We start from the raw sequence: 17,836 nt of genomic DNA, 5'->3' as shown, positions 1-17,836 counted from the left end.
TTGAGAGTTCGAGAGGGGCGCCGTGTACGAGCCGAACGTGGTCGGTGACTGGCAGGAGTACGACGAGCACGCCGGCCTGCGGGTCCGCGTCCACCGTCTGGAGCCGGCCGAGCCGCCGCGCGGACGTGACGAGGCCGCGGCCGGGCTGTCGTACTTCAGTCTCCGGGTGACCGTCGAGAACCGGGGCGCACGGCACTACGGCATCCATCTGGAGGACGGCCAGCTCGACGTCCGCGTCGGCCCCGACGGAGAGGGCGCGTTCATCGACTGGCGCAACTCGCAGTTCATCGAGGGCTTCGACGTCCACCCCCTGCGCCGGGCCACCGCCGTGCTCTACGCGGCCGCCCCGCAGGACGCGCTCACCCACATCGACATCCAGGTCCAGCTGCGGGTGGACGAGGAGTGGGCCGACCGCCGGCTGTGGACCGGCGGCATCGGCGTCCCGGAGGCCATGGCGACGGCCACGGCCGTGAGCGCAGGCCCGGGCAGTCTCGCCCACCAGCTGACCGCCTATCTGAAGGACCAGAGCGAGCCGGGTACCGCCTGACCTCGACCGGACTGGGCGACCGCGGCCAGGAGCCGCGCGTCCCGCGTGCCCCGTCACGGGGAGGATCAGTGCGGGATGCCGTCGATGATCTCCCGTGCGCCCTGCCTCAGCAGCGCTACCGCGACCGAGGTGCCGAGCGTGGCGGCGTCCAGTCGGCCCGCCCACTCGTGGGCGTTCAGCCTGGTCTTGCCGTCCGGAGTGAACACGCAGGCCCGCAGGGAGAGTTCACCGCTGCGGTCCACGCGTGCGAAGCCGGCGATGGGGCTGTTGCAGTGCCCCTGGAGCACATGCAGGAACATCCGCTCGGCCGTCGCCTCCCGGTGTGTGGCCGGGTCGCCGAGCCCGCTGACCGCGTCGATCAGCTCGGTGTCGCCCTCCCGGCACTGCAGGGCGAGGATGCCCGCGCCGATCGGCGGCATCATCGTCTCCGTGGACAGCACCTCGCTGATCACGTCCTGGCGGCCGATCCGCTCCAGACCGGCCAGCGCGAGCAGCAGTGCGTCCGCCTCGCCGGCGGCCAGCTTCGCCAGCCGCCGGTTGGCGTTGCCGCGGAACGGCACGCACTCCAGGTGCGGGTGGGTGGCGGCCAGTTGGGCCACCCGGCGTACCGAGGAGGTGCCGACGCGGGTGCCGGCCGGCAGTTCGTCGAGGGTGAGTCCGCCCGGGTGTACCAGCGCGTCGCGGATGTCGTCGCGCTTCAGGAACGCGGCGAACACCGTGCCGGCCGGCAGCGGCCGGTCGGCGGGCACGTCCTTGACGCAGTGCACCGCGAGGTCCGCCTCCCCGGCGAGCAGGGCCGCGTCGACCTCCTTGGTGAACGCCCCCTTGCCCTCGACCTTCGACAGGTCGCCGAGCCACTTGTCGCCGGTGGTCTTCACAGGCACGACCTCGGTGCGCACCCCTGGGTGCAGCGTCCCCAACTCGGCGCGTACGCGCTCGACTTGGGCGAGTGCCATCGGTGAGTCACGGGACACGATGCGGATCAGCTCGGGCGCGGACATGGGGGACACCATAGACCCTGAGGGCCGTGGAACCGCACAGCGCCATCCTCGCTCCCGGCGTCCGCCACCCCGCCGGGGGAGGCCGGAGGAAGGCCGGAGCCGGACCGCCGTCGGACAGCCGCGGGCCGCCGTCGGGCCACCGCCGGGCCGTGCGTGGCCGCGGCGGTGGTCCGGCGGGGACCACGCGAGGGTCCCGCGTGGTCCCCGCGCCGAGGCCGGGGGGTCAGGCGTTGGGGTCGAAGGGGATGCCGGACGGCTTCGCCGAGGACAGATGGGAGACGAAGCTCGCGTCCTTGAGGCCGAAGTTGGCGCTGCCGAAGTCGTAGGTGCTCAACTTGTCGCGCAGGCCGGACGGGTAGCCGTTCCAGCCGACCAGGGGCGGGTACTGCCAGGTGTGCTTGTGGTTCTCCGGCGGCTCGTCGTTGGTGTTGGCCAGCCGGAAGCAGTGGGTGCCGATACCGTCCTTGTGGTAGACGACCTTCGCGTGCGCCCCCTCGAAGCGCACCTCGGAGGCGGGGTGCACGGTGAACGAGCCGTGGTTGGACGTCGACACGTACTGGACCTGCCCGTCCCGCACCCAGACGACCACGTGCTCCCAGTCGTTGCGGTGACCGCCGAGGCTGACGCCGGGCAGTGCCTGGTCCTTCTCGAAGTAGAGGCCGTAGAGGTAGGCGCACCAGTCGTTGTTGCACTTGGAGCGCGAGTAGCTGTTGGTGTTGTCCAGGTCCGAGGCGTCCCGGCAGTTGCCGTTCAGGGCGCCGGTCGGGTTCAGGCCGGGGTTGATCGTGCCGTCGGGGCCGATGGCGGGCGTCGGGTAACAGCCGTCCGTGTCGTAGTCGAAGGCGGGCTGGTACGCCAGGTCGCCGGCATCGGCGTTGACGGGCAGCGCGAGCGGCGGGGCCGCGAAGGCGACCGCGGGGAAGGCGACGACGAGCACGGCGGCACCGGTCAGCGCGGCGAGCCATCTGCCGCGCCGGACCCGGGCGGTGGGAGAAGTCACGGAGACCTCCAACAGTGGTGGGGGGTACGGGAGTTCAGCATCCCGGTGATGTGTCCCGGTGCCAAGACATCCCGGGAGTCCCAGGAGTGAAACCCTGACCAACAGGTGCCGTTCCGCCTCAGCGGAAACCCTCGGGAAGGTCGGCCGCGGACTCCCGCGGCGTGAGGTCCGGGCGCAGCCGCAGCCAGGACGGCTGGCGCAGCAGCCCGGCCCGGGTCCGCGTGCTGTAGCCGACCTCGCCGACCAGCCGGGGCAGCACCCAGTGCGCGTCCGGGATCCGCGGCACCGGGTCGAAGGGGCATCGGTCGCTCGCGGCGGCCCGCAACAGCGCCGCCAGTTCGGCGCGTTCCGCCTCGCTCCAGCCGGTGCCCACCCGGCCGGCGTACCGCAGCAGGCCGCCGCCCCGCTGGCCGACCAGTACCGCGCCGGGCAGCCCGGCCAGCCGCCCCTTGCCGGGCAGCCAGCCGCCCACGATCACGTCCTCGCTGCGCATGTTCCGGATCTTGATCCAGGACCGGGACCGCACCCCCGGCTCGTACACCGAGTCCAGCCGCTTGCACACGAGCCCCTCCAGGCCGTGCTCCCGGGTGGCACGCAGGGCCTCGGCGCCGTGCCCCACCACCGCGGCGGGCGTGGACCAGTACGCCCCGGCCAGGCCCAGCTCCTCCAGCCGTGTCCGGCGTCGCGCGTACGGGACCCGCAGCAGTGGCTCCGTCAGGTAGGGCACGTCGAACAGCACCAGATGCACCGGCACCTGGGCGGCCCGGCGTGCCGCCAGCGCGGGGGAGTGGGCGAGCCCCATCCGGCTCTGCAGCAACTGGAAGTCGGCCCGCCCCTGTCCGTCCAGCGCCAGCACCTCGCCGTCCAGCACGGCGGGCGTGCCGCCCAGGGCGCCGCCGAGTGCCGCGAGTTCGGGGTAGGCGCCGGTGATGTCCTCGCCGGAGCGGGCGCGCAGCAGCACTCTGCCGTCACCGGGCAGGTAGACCATCACCCGCTGACCGTCCTGTTTCGTCTCGTACGCCCACCGCGCGTCCTGGGCGGCCGGCGGCAGACTGCCCGCGGTGGCGAGCATCGGCGGGACGAGCGGCAGAGTCATGACGGTCACGGCAGAAGGCATCGACCGCCGGTCCCCCCGGTACGCCCCTTTCGGCGCCGTTTCCCCTGAACGGGGCCGCACGGAGCAGGGCGTCCGGGGCCGTCGTCGACCTTGGCGGTCGGCAGTGGCGGTCGGCGCACCCGGCACCCCGTCGGACGTGGCATCGGCGTGACCGCCGGGTCCACGGCGGACGCGCCAGTACCCACGCCCCGCATCGGCTGCCGACCGGTGCGCGAGGCCGAACTCGTCGCCGTAAGCCTCGCCGTACGCCTCGCCCGGCGGAGCGGCGGCCCGCACCTCGCCCACAGGGCCGCGCGCGAGGCGTTCACCGAGCTGTACCGGACACGATGACGGCCGGATGGACGACCGGATGGACGGCCGGATGGGTGGACGGACGGACGGACGGTCGGACGGTCGGGACCGGATCCGTGGGCCGGCCGCGGCCGTCTCACTCCGGGCCGTTCGGCTCCACGTCCAGTCCCGTGCAGGCCAGTTCCCCCGCGACCTCGGCACACGCCTCCACTCCCCGGGGCGACCCGACGGCGAGCATCGGACTCGCGCCACCGCCGGAGCCGTCCGCCGGATAGCTGGCCGACAGCGCGTCCTGGCCCGCTCGAACCGACACCTCCAGCGGCCGCGGAGCGCGCGTGCGCGCCTCCGACCAGGCGGTGCCGCAGGAGGGGGAGTAGCGCAGCCGGACGTCGTAGGCGGCCCCGGTCACCGAGCTCTCGGTGCGGGCGCCGCGGGCGCAGACGGACGCGTCGGGCAACTCCCCGCGGCAGGAACGTCCGTGGCAGTGCCGGACCGTGGTCAGGACGCGCGTGACGGGCGCCCCGCCCCGGTCGGGCAGGGCGACGGCGGCGGCCACGCCGAGCAGTGCCAGCGCGGGCAGCGGAACCCACCTCGCCCAGGCGCGGCGCCTGCCGGGCGCCTCACCGGGCGGGCTCGCGGGCGGCGGTCCGTCGGCCGCCTCCCACCGTGCCAGTACGGCCGCGGGATCGGCGCCCGCGAGCCGGCTCAGCGCCTCCACGGCCGGGCGGGGCGGACGCTGACAGCCCGTCAGATAGCGGTGCCAGGCGGACTTGCTGTACGGGGTACGCGCGGCCAGCGCCGCCAGGCTCAGGCCCGTACGGTCCTTCAGTTCGCGCAGGCTCGCCGCCAGTGCCTCGTCCGGCGTGGCCGTCTCCCGGGGATGCCGCATCGCGCGTCCCTCGACTCCCGTTCCGCTATGGGCGCTTTGGCCCCTGATGTCGCATGGATTCCCGGAGATGGGGCGTCGCAACACCCCATGGGGTATGAGGACGGTGAGCCGCGTGACACGCCGAAGGCCTGTTCGGGACACGGGACTCCCGAACAGGCCTCGGCGATCAGGTCGTACGACGAACGGCTGCCGTCAGCACCAGGGGACGGCGCGCCCGGTGCGCACGTAGTGGGCGGCGACGTACCCCCGGCGGTGCGGGAGCCGGTACCAGGTGTGGTTGCCGTACACCCCGGAGCCGTGGGTCCGGCAGGAGAGCGTGAGCAGCCGGCGCGCGTGCCGGTGGCCGATCACGCGGTAGCCGGTGCCCGGGCCGGAACGGACGTTCAGCCGGGTGCGACGCGTGGCCACCCGGCCGACGACGGGCACGGTGCGGTGGGCGGCGGGCAGGGTGCGGTGGTACGAGAGGCTCCGCGTGACGATGTGGCGGGCGCGACTCGGGTGGAGCCGGCGGTACGTGCGGTACGTACGGCAGGCGGAGTGGCGGATGCCGTACGTACGGCATGCCGTGCGGCGGGTGCGGTACGCGGCGTGGCCCGTCCGGTGCTGGACGAGGAGGGCCGGGTACGGGGCGGGGTACGCGGAGTGCTGGGCCGTCATGGCGGGCACCGGGTGCGGGACCGCGGCGGTTGCCGGGGCCGCGCCGGCCGCCGTGGGCAGGAAGGCGAGCACCGCGACCGTGGTCAGCAGGCCGCTCTTGAGGGTCCGTCGGATCATGGAAACCTCCGGCTGTCGATCTCGTGACCACGAGCCGTGATCACGACGCCAGCCTTGCCGCGCGGGTTCCCCGCAATGCCGTCCCCGCGTCCCGTGGGACGCCCGGGACGTCCCCGGGGACGGCCGACTCGCCCGCGCGCCGGTCCGCGCGGTCTCCGGGGACGGGGCGTTCCGCCGTCCCCGTACCGGAGGACCGGTCACCGGGCACGCCTGGCGACCGGGGCCGCTCGTACGGCAGTTGCCGGGGTGGCCCGATCACCCGACCGTCGGACTGACCGACTGTCGCACTGACCGACCCTCGGACTGCTGGACTGCTGGACTGCTGGACTGCTGGACTGCTGGACTGCTGGACTGCTGGACTGCTGGACTGCTGGACCGCTGGACCGCTGGACAGGTGGGCCCCCGGCCACCGGGTCGCCGTGCCGCCGCACTGCCCGACCGCCGGACCCCGCGATCACTCGCGGCTTCTACCCTGGAGTAATATCCGGCGGCAGGTCACCAGAGGAGACGACGTGCCCCGGTCCACCGAACGCTCAGCCCTGCTGCTGGCCGGCCTGCTGGCCGCGGCCGGGGTCGCCCACTTCGCCGCCCCGAGGCAGTTCGACGCCACGATCCCCGCGCGGCTTCCGGGCTCGCCCCGGGCGTGGACGTACGGCAGCGGGGCCGTGGAACTGGCGCTGGCGGCCGGTATCGCCGCGCGCCGGACGCGCCCGGTGGCCGCGAAGGCGGCCGCCGCCTTCTTCGTCGGGGTCTTCCCGGCCAATGTGAAGATGGCCCTGGACTGGCGTCACCGGCCCGCGTCGCAGCGCAACGCGGCGCTGGCCCGGCTGCCTCTCCAGGTGCCCATGGTGCTGTGGGCCCGCAGTGTGGCCCGAAGCGGAGAGGGACAGTCATGAGCGAACGCATCGAGGTCGGACAGAAGGCCGAGGACTTCGCGCTGCCGGACGAGACCGGCACCACGCGCAGCCTCACGGAACTGCTCGCCGACGGACCGGTGGTGCTGTTCTTCTATCCCGCGGCCCTTTCGCCCGGCTGCACCGCCGAGGCCTGCCACTTCCGTGACCTCGCCACGGAGTTCGCCGAGGCCGGCGCGCAGCCCGTCGGGATCAGCGGTGACAGCGTCGAACGCCAGCAGCAGTTCGCCGGCCGGCACACCCTCGGCATGCCGCTGCTCTCCGACACCGACGGCGCGGTCCGCGAACTGTTCGGCGTCAAGCGGGGCTTCGCGCTCGCGCCCACCAAGCGGGCCACCTTCGTCATCGGGCAGGACCGCACGATCCTGGAGGTCGTCCGCAGCGAGGTGCGGATGAACACCCACGCCGACCGGGCGCTGGCCGCCCTGCGCGCCGCCAAGGGCTGAGCCCGGCCGAGCCGGCTGCCCGGTCACGGCAACCGGCGGCCCGGGTCCGGCGCCTCCTGCCGCGCGGGCACCCGCCGCTCACCCACCGGCGTCGGCGGCCACCTGAGCGAGGGTGCGGCCGGTGCGTACCGAGCGGGCCCGCCGGGGGTCGGGCGTGCCGTGCCCCTCCGCCCGCGCCGGACCCTTGCGCACCAGCAGCCAGGCATCCTCCTCGTCCTCCCCGCCCCGGAAGCGGGTCAGGGCGTACTCGCCGCGCAGCTTGGTGCCGTGCAGCCGGAAGGTGGCGTGCCCGCGCTCCAGTGACTCGGCGAAGTCCACGGGGCGTCCCCGGCGGTCGTGGCTGAGCGGCTCGTAGGTCCCGGTGTCCCAGACGATCACGGTGCCGCCCCCGTACTCGCTCTTGGGGATGACGCCCTCGAACTCCTCGTACTCCAGCGGGTGGTCCTCGGTCGGCACGGCCAGCCGCTTGTCCCCGGGATCCGCCGACGGCCCCTTGGGCACGGACCAGGACTTCAGGACGTCGTCCACCTGGAGCCGGAAGTCGAAGTGCATCCGGCGCGCGTCGTGGATCTGCACCACGAAGCGGGGCCGCTCACCCTCCGGTGCCGGGGGCGTTCCGGACGGCTCACGGGTGCGCCCGAAGTCGCGCTTGCCGCGGTAGGTCCGCAGCCGGTCCTCCGTCGCCATGTGCGGGCTCCTTCCGTCTCCGTTCCACCGCCGCGGCGCCCTGCGGTCTCCGAGTACCCGGTAGGTGATCCTTCAGCCGGTGCTTTCGCCCATGGCCCTGTCGCCGACGCGACGCTTCGCTGCCACGATCTCCCTGGAGCCGGTACGACGACCATCGGAGCGCGCATGACGACGGACAGGGCCATCGCGGAACAGGCCGCGCGGGCAGGGAAGACGGAGAGGGCAGGGAAGGCGGCGGGGGCAGGTAAGACGGACAGGGCCGGGACGCCGGAGAAGGCCGGGTGGGACGAGGGGGTGGAGCGGGTCGAAGGCGTCGAGGTGATGCCGGTCGCCGGGTACATCGGTGCCGAGATCACCGGAGTCGACCTCGCCGACCCCCTCGACGAGGCCGTGGTCGCGCTCATCAGGCGGGCGCTGCTGCGCTGGAAGGTCGTGTTCTTCCGGGGCCAGCACCTGGACCACGCCGGGCACGTCGCGTTCGCCCGCCGCTTCGGCAAGCCCGTCGTCATGGGCCGGCGCGGCAGCGCCTCGCCGGCCGGCTTCCCCGAGGTGGAGACCACCGCCGACCGGCTGGAACTGGGCGGACGGTTCGGCATGGAGCACGAGGAGTGGCTGCGACGGCGCCGGCACACCCTGCTGCGCGGCTGGCACTGCGACCACGGCGCCCGGATCGACCCGCCGGCCGCGACCATCCTGCGCGCCGAGACCGTTCCGCCGTACGGCGGCGACACCACCTGGGCCAACCTCGCCGCCGCCTATGCCGGCCTGTCCGCGCCGGTCCGCGCCTTCGTGGACGGTCTGCGCGCCGAACACCGGCTCGGCGTCGGCTACCAGCCCCGGCCGGGCGAGGACGCGTACCTCCGGCACCTCCAGGACCACCAGGTCGCCTCGGTGCACCCGCTGGTGCGCGTGCACCCGGAGACGGGGGAGCGGGTGCTGTTCGTCAACGGCTACTACCTGGAGCAGATCCGCGACGTGTCCCGCCCCGAGAGCGCCGCGCTGCTGGAGATGCTCCTGGAACAGGCGGTCCGCCCCGAGTACACGGTCCGCTTCCGATGGGAACCCGGCAGCGTCGCCTTCTGGGACAACCGGGCCACCATCCATCTGGCCCCCGGTGACAACGCCCACCTCGGCTTCCCCCGGACCATGCACCGGGTGATGCTCGCCGGTGACGTACCGGTGGGCGTGGACGGCGGGCGGTCGCAGGCCGTGGTGGGGACGGAGCAGGGGCGCTGGTGACGGCGGCCGGGCGCGGCCCCTCGGCGGAGTCGGCCGGTGTCAGACCGCCGGCCGCCACCCCAGCGCGGGGCCCAGCCGGGTCGCCATGTCCGTCAGTATCTGCACGTAGTCCTCGTGCCGGAAGGTGAACGGCAGCGCGAACGCCACCTCGTCGACCTCGCGGAACGCGGCGTGCGCGTGCAGACGCTCGGCGATCTCGTCGGAGGTGCCGACCAGGTCGGGCGCGAACAGCAGCCGCGCGGGTCCCTGCGGGGAGGCCGTGCGGGGCAGGCGCTCGGCGGCGTACTCCCGGTACCTGGCGCGCTGGTCGGCGTTCGCGGAGTCGGTGGGGATGACCACGAGGCCCTGGGACACGCGCGCGGCCTCGCCGTCGGGGTGGCGGGCGCGGAACGCGCGGATGTGGGACAGCTGGATCTCCGCGAAATCCAGCGGCCCGTCCCGGTCCTCGGCCTTGACGACGCTGCTGGTCAGGAAGTTCATGTCGTGCTCGCCCGCCCAGCGGGCCGAGCCGAGGCTCGCGCCGCCGTACCAGAGCCGCCGGCCCAGCCCGGCGGAGTGCGGCTGGACCACGTCCGAGAAGACCTCGAAGCCCTCCGTTCCACTGAAGCCGCCGGCCGGTTTGCCCCGCACCAGGTCCAGCAGCCGTCGTACCCGCTCGTGGCCGAAGTCCTCCGCGTCGGCCGTGTCCGGGTACAGCGCGTCCTTGATCTGTTCGTAGCGCATCGGCGGGCCCACGCTGACGCCCGGGTTCAGCCGGCCGCCGGACAGCAGGTCGACGGTCGCCAGGTCCTCGGCCAGGCGCAGCGGGTTCTCCCAGCCCAGTGGGATCACCGCCGTGCCCAGGTCGATGCGCCGGGTGCGCTGGGAGGCCGCCGCCAGCACGGCGACGGGGGACGAGATGCCGTACTGCAGGTGCCGGTTGCGGACCCAGGCACTGTCGAAGCCCAGCCGCTCGCCCAGCTCGATGATCTCCAGCGTGGACTCGTGGCCCCGGCCCGGGTCGGCCGCGTCGAACAGGCCGATGGTGAGGAAGCCCAGCTTGCGCAACGGGCGGGGAGTGGACGGCACGGGCTCCTCCAGTGGTCGTACGTGAGTTCCCCTTCGGTTCTGCCTCGATTCTGGCAGGCGAGTGTGACAACCGTGTGATCCCCGCGGCCCGGTCACTTCAGGGCGATGACGACCTCGTCCTCGACCGGCGGGTCGAGTTCCTGCGCCCGGTGGCCGGTCGCGGCGAAGCAGCGCAGCCGCACCGACTCCGGGGTGACGTCCAGCCGCAGGAAGGACTTGAAGAACGGCGGGCTGTAGGTGGCCGATCCCGGGGAGAACAGCTGGGTGTACATCTTCCGCACCGGCAGCCGGAACCGGCGCCGGTGGTCCGGCCGCCGGCCGGTGCCCAGCAGCCCCGCGACGATCCGTGTGCGCCGGGTGACCCGGGTGTCCGGGCCGGGCGCGCGCCCCGGTTCGATGCCGAGACGCTCGGCCGTCACGGCCGTGGCCTCGGACTCGGTCAGGGTGAAGAAGCGGCGCAGCCCCAGCCGGCGGCCGTACAGGCGGCTGTAGAAGGCCAGCGAGTCGCCGCGCAGCGGGTAGCAGCGGAACTCCCGCTCGGTGACGTTCGCGACCGAGACACGGGGGATGGTGTGCGTGGCGTGCATGAACGCGCCGCCGCCGCCCGCGACCACGTACTGGACCGTCCGGCCGTCCACCTCGACGGGGTAGCGCTGGTAGTTGTGGATGTCACCGCCGATCGCCGCCACGTAGTGGTGGGCCGGGTCGCGTACGACGTCGTCGACGGTGCCCCCTGACTCGATGGCGCACGGGTGGTGCTCACCGTCCACGTACAGCGGTGAACCGGTGATCAGGATCTTCGGCTTCGGTCCCCGGGACACCTCCCGCAGCCACGCGCCCTGTTCGGCGTCGACCGTGCCCAGCAGTCCGGTGTCGATGCCGACGATCCGCACGGGCCCGGCGTCGATCGCCCAGTACGGGCCGGGCTGCACGGCCTGTTGCCCCGGCGCCGCACGCAACGCCCGTGTCTCGGCCAGGCGTTGCTCGTCCGCCGGCCGCGGCCGACGCCACAGCAGAGCCCGCCACGAGCCGGCGGTCAGCGGCCGTGGGGCGGGCTCCGGGTCGAGCGGCGGGGTGTCGGCACAGAAGACGCGCATGAACGCGCCGAGGTCCTCGTACCAGTCGTGGTTGCCCGGTATCGCGTATATCGGAGCCGGGTAACCCTGGTACGGCCGGAAGAACTTGGTGCCGTAGTCGTCCGCGCCGCCCACCGGATAGATGACGTCGCTCGCGATCACCGCGAACTCCGTGTCCTGACCTGCCGTCAGGAAGCCGGGCACGGCACAGTACTGGGAGTCGTCGCCCTCCCCGGTGTCCCCGATCACCATGAACGAGAACCGCTCCGGCACCTCCCGCCGGATCACCTTGTCCGCGGGCGCCCCCGCCGCGGCCCGCCGCGCCACCCAGCGGCCGCGCGTACGCCCGGTCGGATCACCGAACCACGACGCCACCACCCCGTTCCGGGCCGCCCACAGCGTCCTCGGGCTCAGCCACGACAACTTCTCGACGTGGTCCGGCATCAACTGCTTGTAGGCGCCCGGTTCGGCCGCGCCCCAGCCGGCGCCCTGCGCGGTGTCGCGTGAGGAGTCAGTCACGCGGTGCACGGTAACAATGCGCGGATCATGGACGGTTGGGCGGGGCGGGCCCCTACGCTCGCGCGCTGCGCGGCACCTCCCGCCCGGACGCGGTACGGCACAGGTGGCGCTCGATCAGCTCGTCCAGCCGCTCCCGGCCGAAAGGGCGCCCGTGGCCCGGGTGGACGACGGACACGTCCAGGGCGGCGAGGCGCACCAGGCTGCGCCGCTAGGCCCTGACCAACCTCCTCGGCCGCACCCGCGCACGCCTCCTGGCGCAGCTCACGGAGCCCGCGAGCACCACCGACCTGGCCGGCCGGCCCTGAGCCCCGGTGCGGTGAGCCGGCACCTCGGCGTCCTGCACGGCGCCGGACTGGTCACCCGGGCCCGCCACGGACACCTCGTCCTGTACCTGCGCAGCCCGCTCGATGGCCGGCTGGCGACCTGAAACCCCCGGCCGCCGGGGGCGGTTCCGGGCCGGCCGCCGTCAGCCGCTGTCGCCGAGGGCCAAACCCGTACGGGGCGACAGCGCCACGCCATAGGGAAAACCCTCGATTGCCTCCGCAGTGTCTGGCATGGACGAGTCAATCCTGACATTCTCCCCCCGCACGCAGATCCGCAGTTCCGCAGATCCTTTTCCGTTCTGCTCACGGATGCACGGTCCCGCACAGCTCAGCTCGCCCGGGCAGCACAACCGTGCGCCCGGTCTGTCACCGGCCGCTCCCCAAACGGCCGCAGCAGGAGGAGTACGAGTGAGACCACTTCCCCACAGACGTGTCGCCGGAAAGCGGACCGCGGTCGGAGCCGCCCTGGTCTCCACGGCCGCCCTTTTGGCCGTAGGCATCCAGGCGGGGCCCGCCACCGCCAAGCCGGCCGCCCCCCACCCCAGCCCGCTGCGCTCCGGCGGCCTGGAAGCCAAGCTCAGCCCCTCCCAGCAGCACGCGCTGCTCAAGGACGCCCAGCAGAAGACCACCGCGACCGCCCGCACCCTCGGGCTCGGCGCGAAGGAGAAGCTGGTCGCCCGGGACGTCGTCAAGGACAACGACGGTACGCTGCACACCCGTTACGAGCGCACCTACGCGGGCCTCCCCGTCCTCGGCGGCGACCTCGTCGTGCACACCCCGCCCGCCTCTCTGGCCGCCGGCACGGTGAGCTCGACCTTCAACAACAAGCACACCATCAAGGTCGCCTCCACCACCGCGACCTTCACCAAGGCCGCCGCCGAGTCGAAGGCGCTGAAGGCCGCCCGCACGCTCGACGCCGCGAAGCCCGCGACGGACAGCGCCCGCAAGGTGATCTGGGCCGGCACCGGCACCCCGAAACTCGCCTGGGAGACCGTGATCGGCGGCTTCCAGGACGACGGCACGCCCAGCCAGCTGCACGTCGTCACCGACGCCACGACCGGCAAGGAGCTGTACCGTTACCAGGCGGTCAAGACCGGTGTCGGCAACACCCAGTACAGCGGCCAGGTGACGCTGACGACGACCCAGTCGGGGTCGAACTTCACGCTCACCGACGGCGCGCGCGGCGGCCACAAGACGTACAACCTGAACCACGGCACCTCGGGCACCGGCACGCTGTTCTCCCAGACCAACGACACCTGGGGCAACGGCACCACGTCCAACGCCGCCACCGCCGGAGCCGATGCGCACTACGGCGCCGCGATGACGTGGGACTTCTACAAGAACACGTTCGGCCGCAGCGGCATCCGGAACGACGGCGTCGCCGCCTACTCCCGCGTGCACTACAGCAATGCCTACGTGAACGCGTTCTGGGACGACAGCTGCTTCTGCATGACGTACGGCGACGGCTCCGGCAACGCCGACCCGCTGACCTCGCTCGACGTGGCCGGCCACGAGATGAGCCACGGTGTCACCTCCAACACCGCCGGCCTCAACTACACAGGTGAGTCGGGCGGGTTGAACGAGGCCACCTCCGACATCTTCGGCACCGGCGTGGAGTTCTACGCCAACAACTCCTCCGACGTCGGTGACTACCTCATCGGCGAGAAGATCGACATCAACGGCGACGGCACGCCGCTGCGTTACATGGACAAGCCCAGCAAGGACGGTGCCTCGGCCGACAGCTGGTACTCGGGTGTCGGCAACCTGGACGTGCACTACTCCTCCGGCCCCGCGAACCACATGTTCTACCTGCTCTCCGAGGGCAGCGGAACCAAGGTCATCAACGGGGTCACGTACAACAGCCCGACGTCCGACGGCGTCGCCGTCACCGGTATCGGCCGGGCCGCCGCCCTGCAGATCTGGTACAAGGCGCTGACGTCGTACATGACGTCGAGCACCAACTACGCCGCCGCCCGCACGGCCGCCCTCAACGCGGCAGCCGCGCTGTACGGCACCAACTCCACCCAGTACGCGGGTGTGGGCAACGCCTTCGCCGGCATCAACGTCGGCAGCCACATCAACCCGCCCGCCAACGGCGTCACGGTCACCAACCCGGGCAGCCAGTCCTCGGTCGTCGGCACCGCGGTGAACCTCCAGGTCTCGGCGAGCAGCACCAACCCGGGAGCGCTGAGCTACGCCGCGACCGGACTGCCCCCGGGCCTGTCCGTCAACAGCTCGACCGGCCTGATCTCCGGTACGCCCACGACCGCGGGCACCTACAGCACCACCGTCACGGTGACCGACTCCACCGGCGCGACCGGCACGGCCGCGTTCACCTGGACGGTCAGGGCCGCCGGCAGTTGCGGCACGACCCAGCTGCTGAGCAACCCCGGCTTCGAGTCGGGCGGCACCGGCTGGACCGCCACCAGCGGAGTCATCACCAACGACACCGGTGAGGCCGCGCACGGCGGCTCGTACAAGGCCTGGCTCGACGGGTACGGCACGTCGCACACCGACACGCTCTCCCAGAGCGTGACGATCCCGGCCGGCTGCCGGGCGAGCCTCACCTTCTACCTGCACATCGACACGAGCGAGACCACCACCGGCACCCAGTACGACAAGCTGACGGTGACCGCCGGCTCGACCTCCCTGGCGACCTACTCGAACCTCAACGCCGCCTCCGGGTACAGCCAGAAGACCTTCGACCTGTCCTCCTTCGCGGGCCAGACGGTCACCCTCAAGTTCAACGGAGTGGAGGACATCTCCCTCCAGACCAGCTTCGTCGTGGACGACACCGCCCTGACGACCAGCTGATCCCGGCACGACCGGCACGACCGGCATGACAGCACGGTCCCGCACGCGGAAGCCGTCCGCGTGCGGGACCGCCGCATGTCAGCTCAGCGGATCGAGCGTCAGAAGAGCCTGCTGCGGATTGCCGTCGTTGACCAGCGACTCCTGGTTGCCGACGTCGTCGAAGGCGAAGGCGTACGCCTTGCCGTCGGCCATCTGCGCGTGGATGGCGCGCGCGTACTGGTTGGTCACCGCGTCCTGGTAGAAGTTCGCCGGTGAGGAGTCCGGTTGGTTGGGGTTGGTGAGGAGCGTCGAGCGGTTGTAACCGGCGCAGAGCGTACGGGAGATGGGCCCGCGCACGGCGTCGTTGGGCGCGTCCAGCAGACCGTGGCAGCCGAAGATGCTGGAGGCGTCCGGCTTCTGAAAGCTGGTGACGACCGCGCCGGAGGAGTCGGTGAAGTTCATGACGTTCCCCGAGACGCGGCCGAAGTACTTGGTGTTCGGCTGCCCCGCGAACGGCGTGACCGTCAGGGTCGACGTCGCGTACTTCTGCCAGACCCGGTTGACGTAGTCGGCCATCGCGCTCGCCGGAAGAGCCCCCGTCTCCACGCCGTACAGCGGGGACAGGGCGCGCAGGACGGTGCCGTCGGAGCGGGTCTGGATCAGGTTGCCCCAGCCGCCCGACTGGCCGCGCAGCGTGTTGAGCACTCCGGTGTAGCCGCCCGCCTTCAGGTGACCGGTGGTGCTCACGCTGCCGTCGCCGCGCTGCACCCCGACCGCGTAGGGCGCCGAGAACATGTCCACCTGCGTGCTGTTGAGCCACAGCCCGGCGTCGTTGAGCGTGTACTCCGACCAGCTGAACAGGATGTTCCGGTTGGGGTCGGAGGGGTTCTGCACGGCAGGCTGGACCAGGCCGCCCGTGGTCAGGCGGAAGTCGAGCTTCTGGTCGTAGGAGAAGTAGATCCGGCCCGAGAACTTCGGGATCCGGATCGTCGTGGACTGCCCGGAGGCCGGTCCCGTGATCGCCGCGTCGGGCGCGGGAGTCGGTGGGTTGCCGCCGGCAGGCCAGGCGTGGAAGGTGCCGCCGGCGTCGGCCCAGCCCTGCCGTCCGGTGGACAGCTGGGTGCCGAGGTCGTAGATGTACACCGGGCCGGAGCGGCCCGAGTTGTTGGTGATCTTCAGGGGGATGGTGTCCGGCACGGCGGCCTCGGCGCGGTCCGGTGTGCCGAGTGCGATGACCGTTCCGATGAGGGCTGTCGCGGCCGTCATCGCGAGCGCGGGACGTGCGAGGGTGTGGGGCACTCTCCACCTCCGTGTGGGGTCGGGGTCGTACGGACATTGGTCCGTACCTGCCTGAGAGCGCTCTCAGCGTGGCGGGCAGGTTCCGTACATGTCAATGAGATGGACGGATCCGGCCGGCGCCCGCCGCGTGACGGGCGCCGGCGTCACCCCGCGAGGCGGGCCGGAACGGTCAGAGGGCGCGCTTGAACAGATCGAGCATCGCCGCCCAGTGGCGCTCGTCGGCCGCACGGTCGTAGGCAGGGGTGTCCGCCTGCGTGTATCCGTGCCGCGCGCCGGGGTAGACCTCGCAGGTGTGCCGTACCCCGGCGGCGGTGAGGGCCGCCTCCAGGTGCCGGATCTGCTCCTCGGGCATGGAGTGGTCCTGGTCGGCGTGGCCGAAGTACAGCTCGGCGGCGATGTTCCCGGCGCCCAGGTGGGGGCTGTCCGGGGCGTCGGTGGCCAGCCCGCCGCCGTGGAAACCGGCGGCCGCCGCGATCCGGCCGGGGTGTGTGGCCGCCACGCGCAGGGCGAGCCGGGCGCCCATGCAGTAGCCGACCACGGCGACCGGACCGTCGTTGACCAGCGGGCTGTCGGCGAGCCAGCCGAGACAGGCGTCGGCGTCGCGTACGGCCTCCTCCGGTCCCACCGAACCGACCAGCGGGCCGAGCCGCTCCCAGATCGTCGGATCGGCCGACGGGTCGATGAAGTCCGCGAGCTCCACCACCGGAGCCCGGCCGGCACGGTAGAAGACGTTGGGCACCAGCACGGTGTACCCGGCGGCGGCCAGCCGGTCGGCCATCGCCCGCAGTTGCGGACGCAGCCCGTAGGCGTCCTGGTAGAACAGGACGCCGGGATGCGGCTTCCCGTCGGCGGGGTGGGCGAGATAGGCGTCGGCGACGCCGTCCACGGTCGGGACGTCGACGGCTGTTCCCTGTACGGCGGTCATGGCGAGAAGCCTCCTGAGGAATCAGCGCCGGGAGGCGGGTGCCCCTCGGTGCCTGGGTGGGCTCTCATGCTGCCATGCAAGATCCACACGGCCGGGAACGGAGGGCCGCCCGGCGGGCTCGTCCGGCCGCTGCCGCTCTCTTTCCCTCTACGGCTTGCCCTTACGGCTTCCCTCCACGGCCGACCGCGCGCACTGCCCGACCGCGCACGCCGGCTGCCGGCGCACGGTACTTGGCCGCGCGCCGTGCCTGCACGCACGGCGCGCGTGGTCGTGCTGACGTCTCACTCGAACCGCGAGGGATCCCCGGCGCCCCGCCGCACGATCTCCGCCTCGCCGCTGGAGAAGTCCACGACCGTGGTCGGCTCGGTGCCGCAGTCGCCGGAGTCGACCACCAGATCCACCACGTGGTCCAGCCGGTCCTTGATCTCCCAGCCCTGGGTCATCGGCTCCTTCTCGTCCGGCAGCAGCAGCGTGCTGGACAGCAGGGGCTCGTCCAGCGCGGCCAGCAGGGCCTGGGTGACCACGTGGTCGGGGATGCGCACACCCACCGTCTTCTTCTTGGGGTGCAGCAGTCTGCGCGGCACCTCGCGGGTGGCGGGCAGGATGAAGGTGTAACTGCCGGGAGTCGACGCCTTCACCGCGCGGAACACGTCGTTGTCGACGCGGACGAACTGACCGAGCTGCGCGAAGTCCCGGCACATCAGGGTGAAATGGTGCCGGTCGTCGAGATGCCGGATGGAGCGGATCCGCTCTATCCCGCCCTGGCTGCCCAGCCGGCAGCCCAGCGCGTAACAGGAATCGGTGGGATATGCGATGAGCGCTTCCGCGCGCACCGCGTCGGCGATCTGGCTGATGCCGCGCGGCTGCGGATTCTCGGGATGCACGTCGAAGTACTTCGCCATTCACCGAGCTTATGCCGTGACGGGGT

At 72.4% G+C, this 17,836-nt stretch carries 18 protein-coding genes; 6 read left to right on the top strand and 12 right to left on the bottom strand.

Going from position 1 to position 17,836, the window contains the following annotated elements; translation table 11 throughout:
• The first annotated feature begins 22 nt into the window (after positions 1–22).
• Positions 23–547 (top strand): hypothetical protein, encoded by a 525-nt coding sequence (locus OIB37_RS02705; protein WP_330455872.1) that lies wholly within the window; start codon positions 23–25, stop codon positions 545–547.
• A 65-nt stretch (positions 548–612) separates the two neighbouring features.
• Here the strand turns inward: OIB37_RS02705 and hemC are convergent, their stop codons facing one another.
• The 3 genes from hemC to OIB37_RS02690 all read right to left on the bottom strand — a co-directional run bounded on the left by hemC (position 613) and on the right by OIB37_RS02690 (position 3,644).
• Positions 613–1,548 carry a hydroxymethylbilane synthase gene (gene hemC / locus OIB37_RS02700; RefSeq protein ID WP_330455871.1) on the bottom strand — a complete coding sequence of 312 codons (936 nt, stop codon included), beginning with the start codon at positions 1,546–1,548 and terminating at the stop codon, positions 613–615.
• A 223-nt stretch (positions 1,549–1,771) separates the two neighbouring features.
• The gene (locus OIB37_RS02695; protein ID WP_330455870.1) at positions 1,772–2,548 is read right to left on the bottom strand and encodes an NPP1 family protein; all 777 of its coding nucleotides are present in this window, start codon (positions 2,546–2,548) and stop codon (positions 1,772–1,774) included.
• 118 nt (positions 2,549–2,666) lie between these two features.
• Positions 2,667–3,644 carry an ATP-dependent DNA ligase gene (locus OIB37_RS02690; RefSeq protein WP_330455869.1) on the bottom strand — a complete coding sequence of 326 codons (978 nt, stop codon included), beginning with the start codon at positions 3,642–3,644 and terminating at the stop codon, positions 2,667–2,669.
• A 168-nt stretch (positions 3,645–3,812) separates the two neighbouring features.
• Here OIB37_RS02690 and OIB37_RS02685 point away from each other — a divergent pair, with 168 nt between their 5' ends.
• Positions 3,813–3,995 carry a hypothetical protein gene (locus OIB37_RS02685; RefSeq protein WP_330455868.1) on the top strand — a complete coding sequence of 61 codons (183 nt, stop codon included), beginning with the start codon at positions 3,813–3,815 and terminating at the stop codon, positions 3,993–3,995.
• Positions 3,996–4,092: 97 nt separating this feature from the next.
• On the opposite strand, the gene OIB37_RS02680 is transcribed toward OIB37_RS02685, so the two are convergent.
• Both OIB37_RS02680 and OIB37_RS02675 read right to left on the bottom strand, forming a co-directional pair.
• Positions 4,093–4,845, bottom strand: a complete 753-nt coding sequence (locus tag OIB37_RS02680; RefSeq protein ID WP_330455867.1) for a helix-turn-helix domain-containing protein — start codon at positions 4,843–4,845, stop codon at positions 4,093–4,095.
• A gap of 192 nt (positions 4,846–5,037) precedes the next feature.
• The gene (locus OIB37_RS02675; protein ID WP_330455866.1) at positions 5,038–5,619 is read right to left on the bottom strand and encodes a hypothetical protein; all 582 of its coding nucleotides are present in this window, start codon (positions 5,617–5,619) and stop codon (positions 5,038–5,040) included.
• Positions 5,620–6,131: 512 nt separating this feature from the next.
• Here OIB37_RS02675 and OIB37_RS02670 point away from each other — a divergent pair.
• Both OIB37_RS02670 and OIB37_RS02665 read left to right on the top strand, forming a co-directional pair.
• Complete coding sequence (locus OIB37_RS02670; protein WP_330455865.1) at positions 6,132–6,515, top strand: DoxX family protein; 384 nt, start codon at positions 6,132–6,134, stop codon at positions 6,513–6,515.
• Positions 6,512–6,979 carry a peroxiredoxin gene (locus OIB37_RS02665; protein ID WP_330455864.1) on the top strand — a complete coding sequence of 156 codons (468 nt, stop codon included), beginning with the start codon at positions 6,512–6,514 and terminating at the stop codon, positions 6,977–6,979. Before OIB37_RS02670 ends, OIB37_RS02665 begins: the two co-directional genes overlap by 4 nt.
• 78 nt (positions 6,980–7,057) lie before the next feature.
• Here OIB37_RS02665 and OIB37_RS02660 read toward each other — a convergent pair whose 3' ends face one another.
• Positions 7,058–7,666, bottom strand: coding sequence for a DNA polymerase ligase N-terminal domain-containing protein (locus OIB37_RS02660; protein ID WP_330455863.1), 609 nt, complete (start codon positions 7,664–7,666; stop codon positions 7,058–7,060).
• A 321-nt stretch (positions 7,667–7,987) separates the two neighbouring features.
• On the opposite strand from OIB37_RS02660, the gene OIB37_RS02655 reads away from it, so the two are divergent.
• Positions 7,988–8,905, top strand: coding sequence for a TauD/TfdA dioxygenase family protein (locus OIB37_RS02655; RefSeq protein WP_330461756.1), 918 nt, complete (start codon positions 7,988–7,990; stop codon positions 8,903–8,905).
• Positions 8,906–8,944: 39 nt separating this feature from the next.
• On the opposite strand, the gene OIB37_RS02650 is transcribed toward OIB37_RS02655, so the two are convergent.
• The 3 genes from OIB37_RS02650 to OIB37_RS02640 form a co-directional block, all read right to left on the bottom strand.
• A complete protein-coding gene (locus OIB37_RS02650) occupies positions 8,945–9,973 on the bottom strand; it encodes an LLM class flavin-dependent oxidoreductase (protein WP_330455862.1) in 1,029 nt (342 codons plus the stop codon).
• Positions 9,974–10,065: 92 nt separating this feature from the next.
• Positions 10,066–11,568: a metallophosphoesterase family protein gene (locus tag OIB37_RS02645; RefSeq protein ID WP_330455861.1), complete on the bottom strand. Its 1,503-nt coding sequence runs from the start codon at positions 11,566–11,568 to the stop codon at positions 10,066–10,068.
• Positions 11,569–11,620: 52 nt separating this feature from the next.
• Entirely contained in the window at positions 11,621–11,764 is a 144-nt protein-coding gene (locus OIB37_RS02640) for a hypothetical protein (protein WP_330455860.1), read from the bottom strand.
• Between the two features lie 535 nt (positions 11,765–12,299).
• Between OIB37_RS02640 and OIB37_RS02630 the strand changes: the two genes are divergently transcribed.
• The gene (locus tag OIB37_RS02630) at positions 12,300–14,705 is read left to right on the top strand and encodes a M4 family metallopeptidase (RefSeq protein ID WP_330455859.1); all 2,406 of its coding nucleotides are present in this window, start codon (positions 12,300–12,302) and stop codon (positions 14,703–14,705) included.
• Positions 14,706–14,783: 78 nt separating this feature from the next.
• Here the strand turns inward: OIB37_RS02630 and OIB37_RS02625 are convergent, their stop codons facing one another.
• The 3 genes from OIB37_RS02625 to OIB37_RS02615 all read right to left on the bottom strand — a co-directional run bounded on the left by OIB37_RS02625 (position 14,784) and on the right by OIB37_RS02615 (position 17,810).
• Complete coding sequence (locus tag OIB37_RS02625; RefSeq protein WP_330461755.1) at positions 14,784–15,950, bottom strand: glycoside hydrolase family 64 protein; 1,167 nt, start codon at positions 15,948–15,950, stop codon at positions 14,784–14,786.
• Between the two features lie 202 nt (positions 15,951–16,152).
• Complete coding sequence (locus OIB37_RS02620) at positions 16,153–16,908, bottom strand: dienelactone hydrolase family protein (protein ID WP_330455858.1); 756 nt, start codon at positions 16,906–16,908, stop codon at positions 16,153–16,155.
• A gap of 281 nt (positions 16,909–17,189) precedes the next feature.
• Entirely contained in the window at positions 17,190–17,810 is a 621-nt protein-coding gene (locus OIB37_RS02615; protein ID WP_330455857.1) for an L-threonylcarbamoyladenylate synthase, read from the bottom strand.
• Between the last annotated feature and the right edge of the window lie 26 nt (positions 17,811–17,836).

The organism is Streptomyces sp. NBC_00820, assembly GCF_036347055.1.
Lineage (GTDB): Bacteria > Actinomycetota > Actinomycetes > Streptomycetales > Streptomycetaceae > Streptomyces.
The sequence above is the reverse complement of the archived record's forward strand: the minus strand, read 5'-3'. Positions and strand labels throughout refer to the sequence as shown.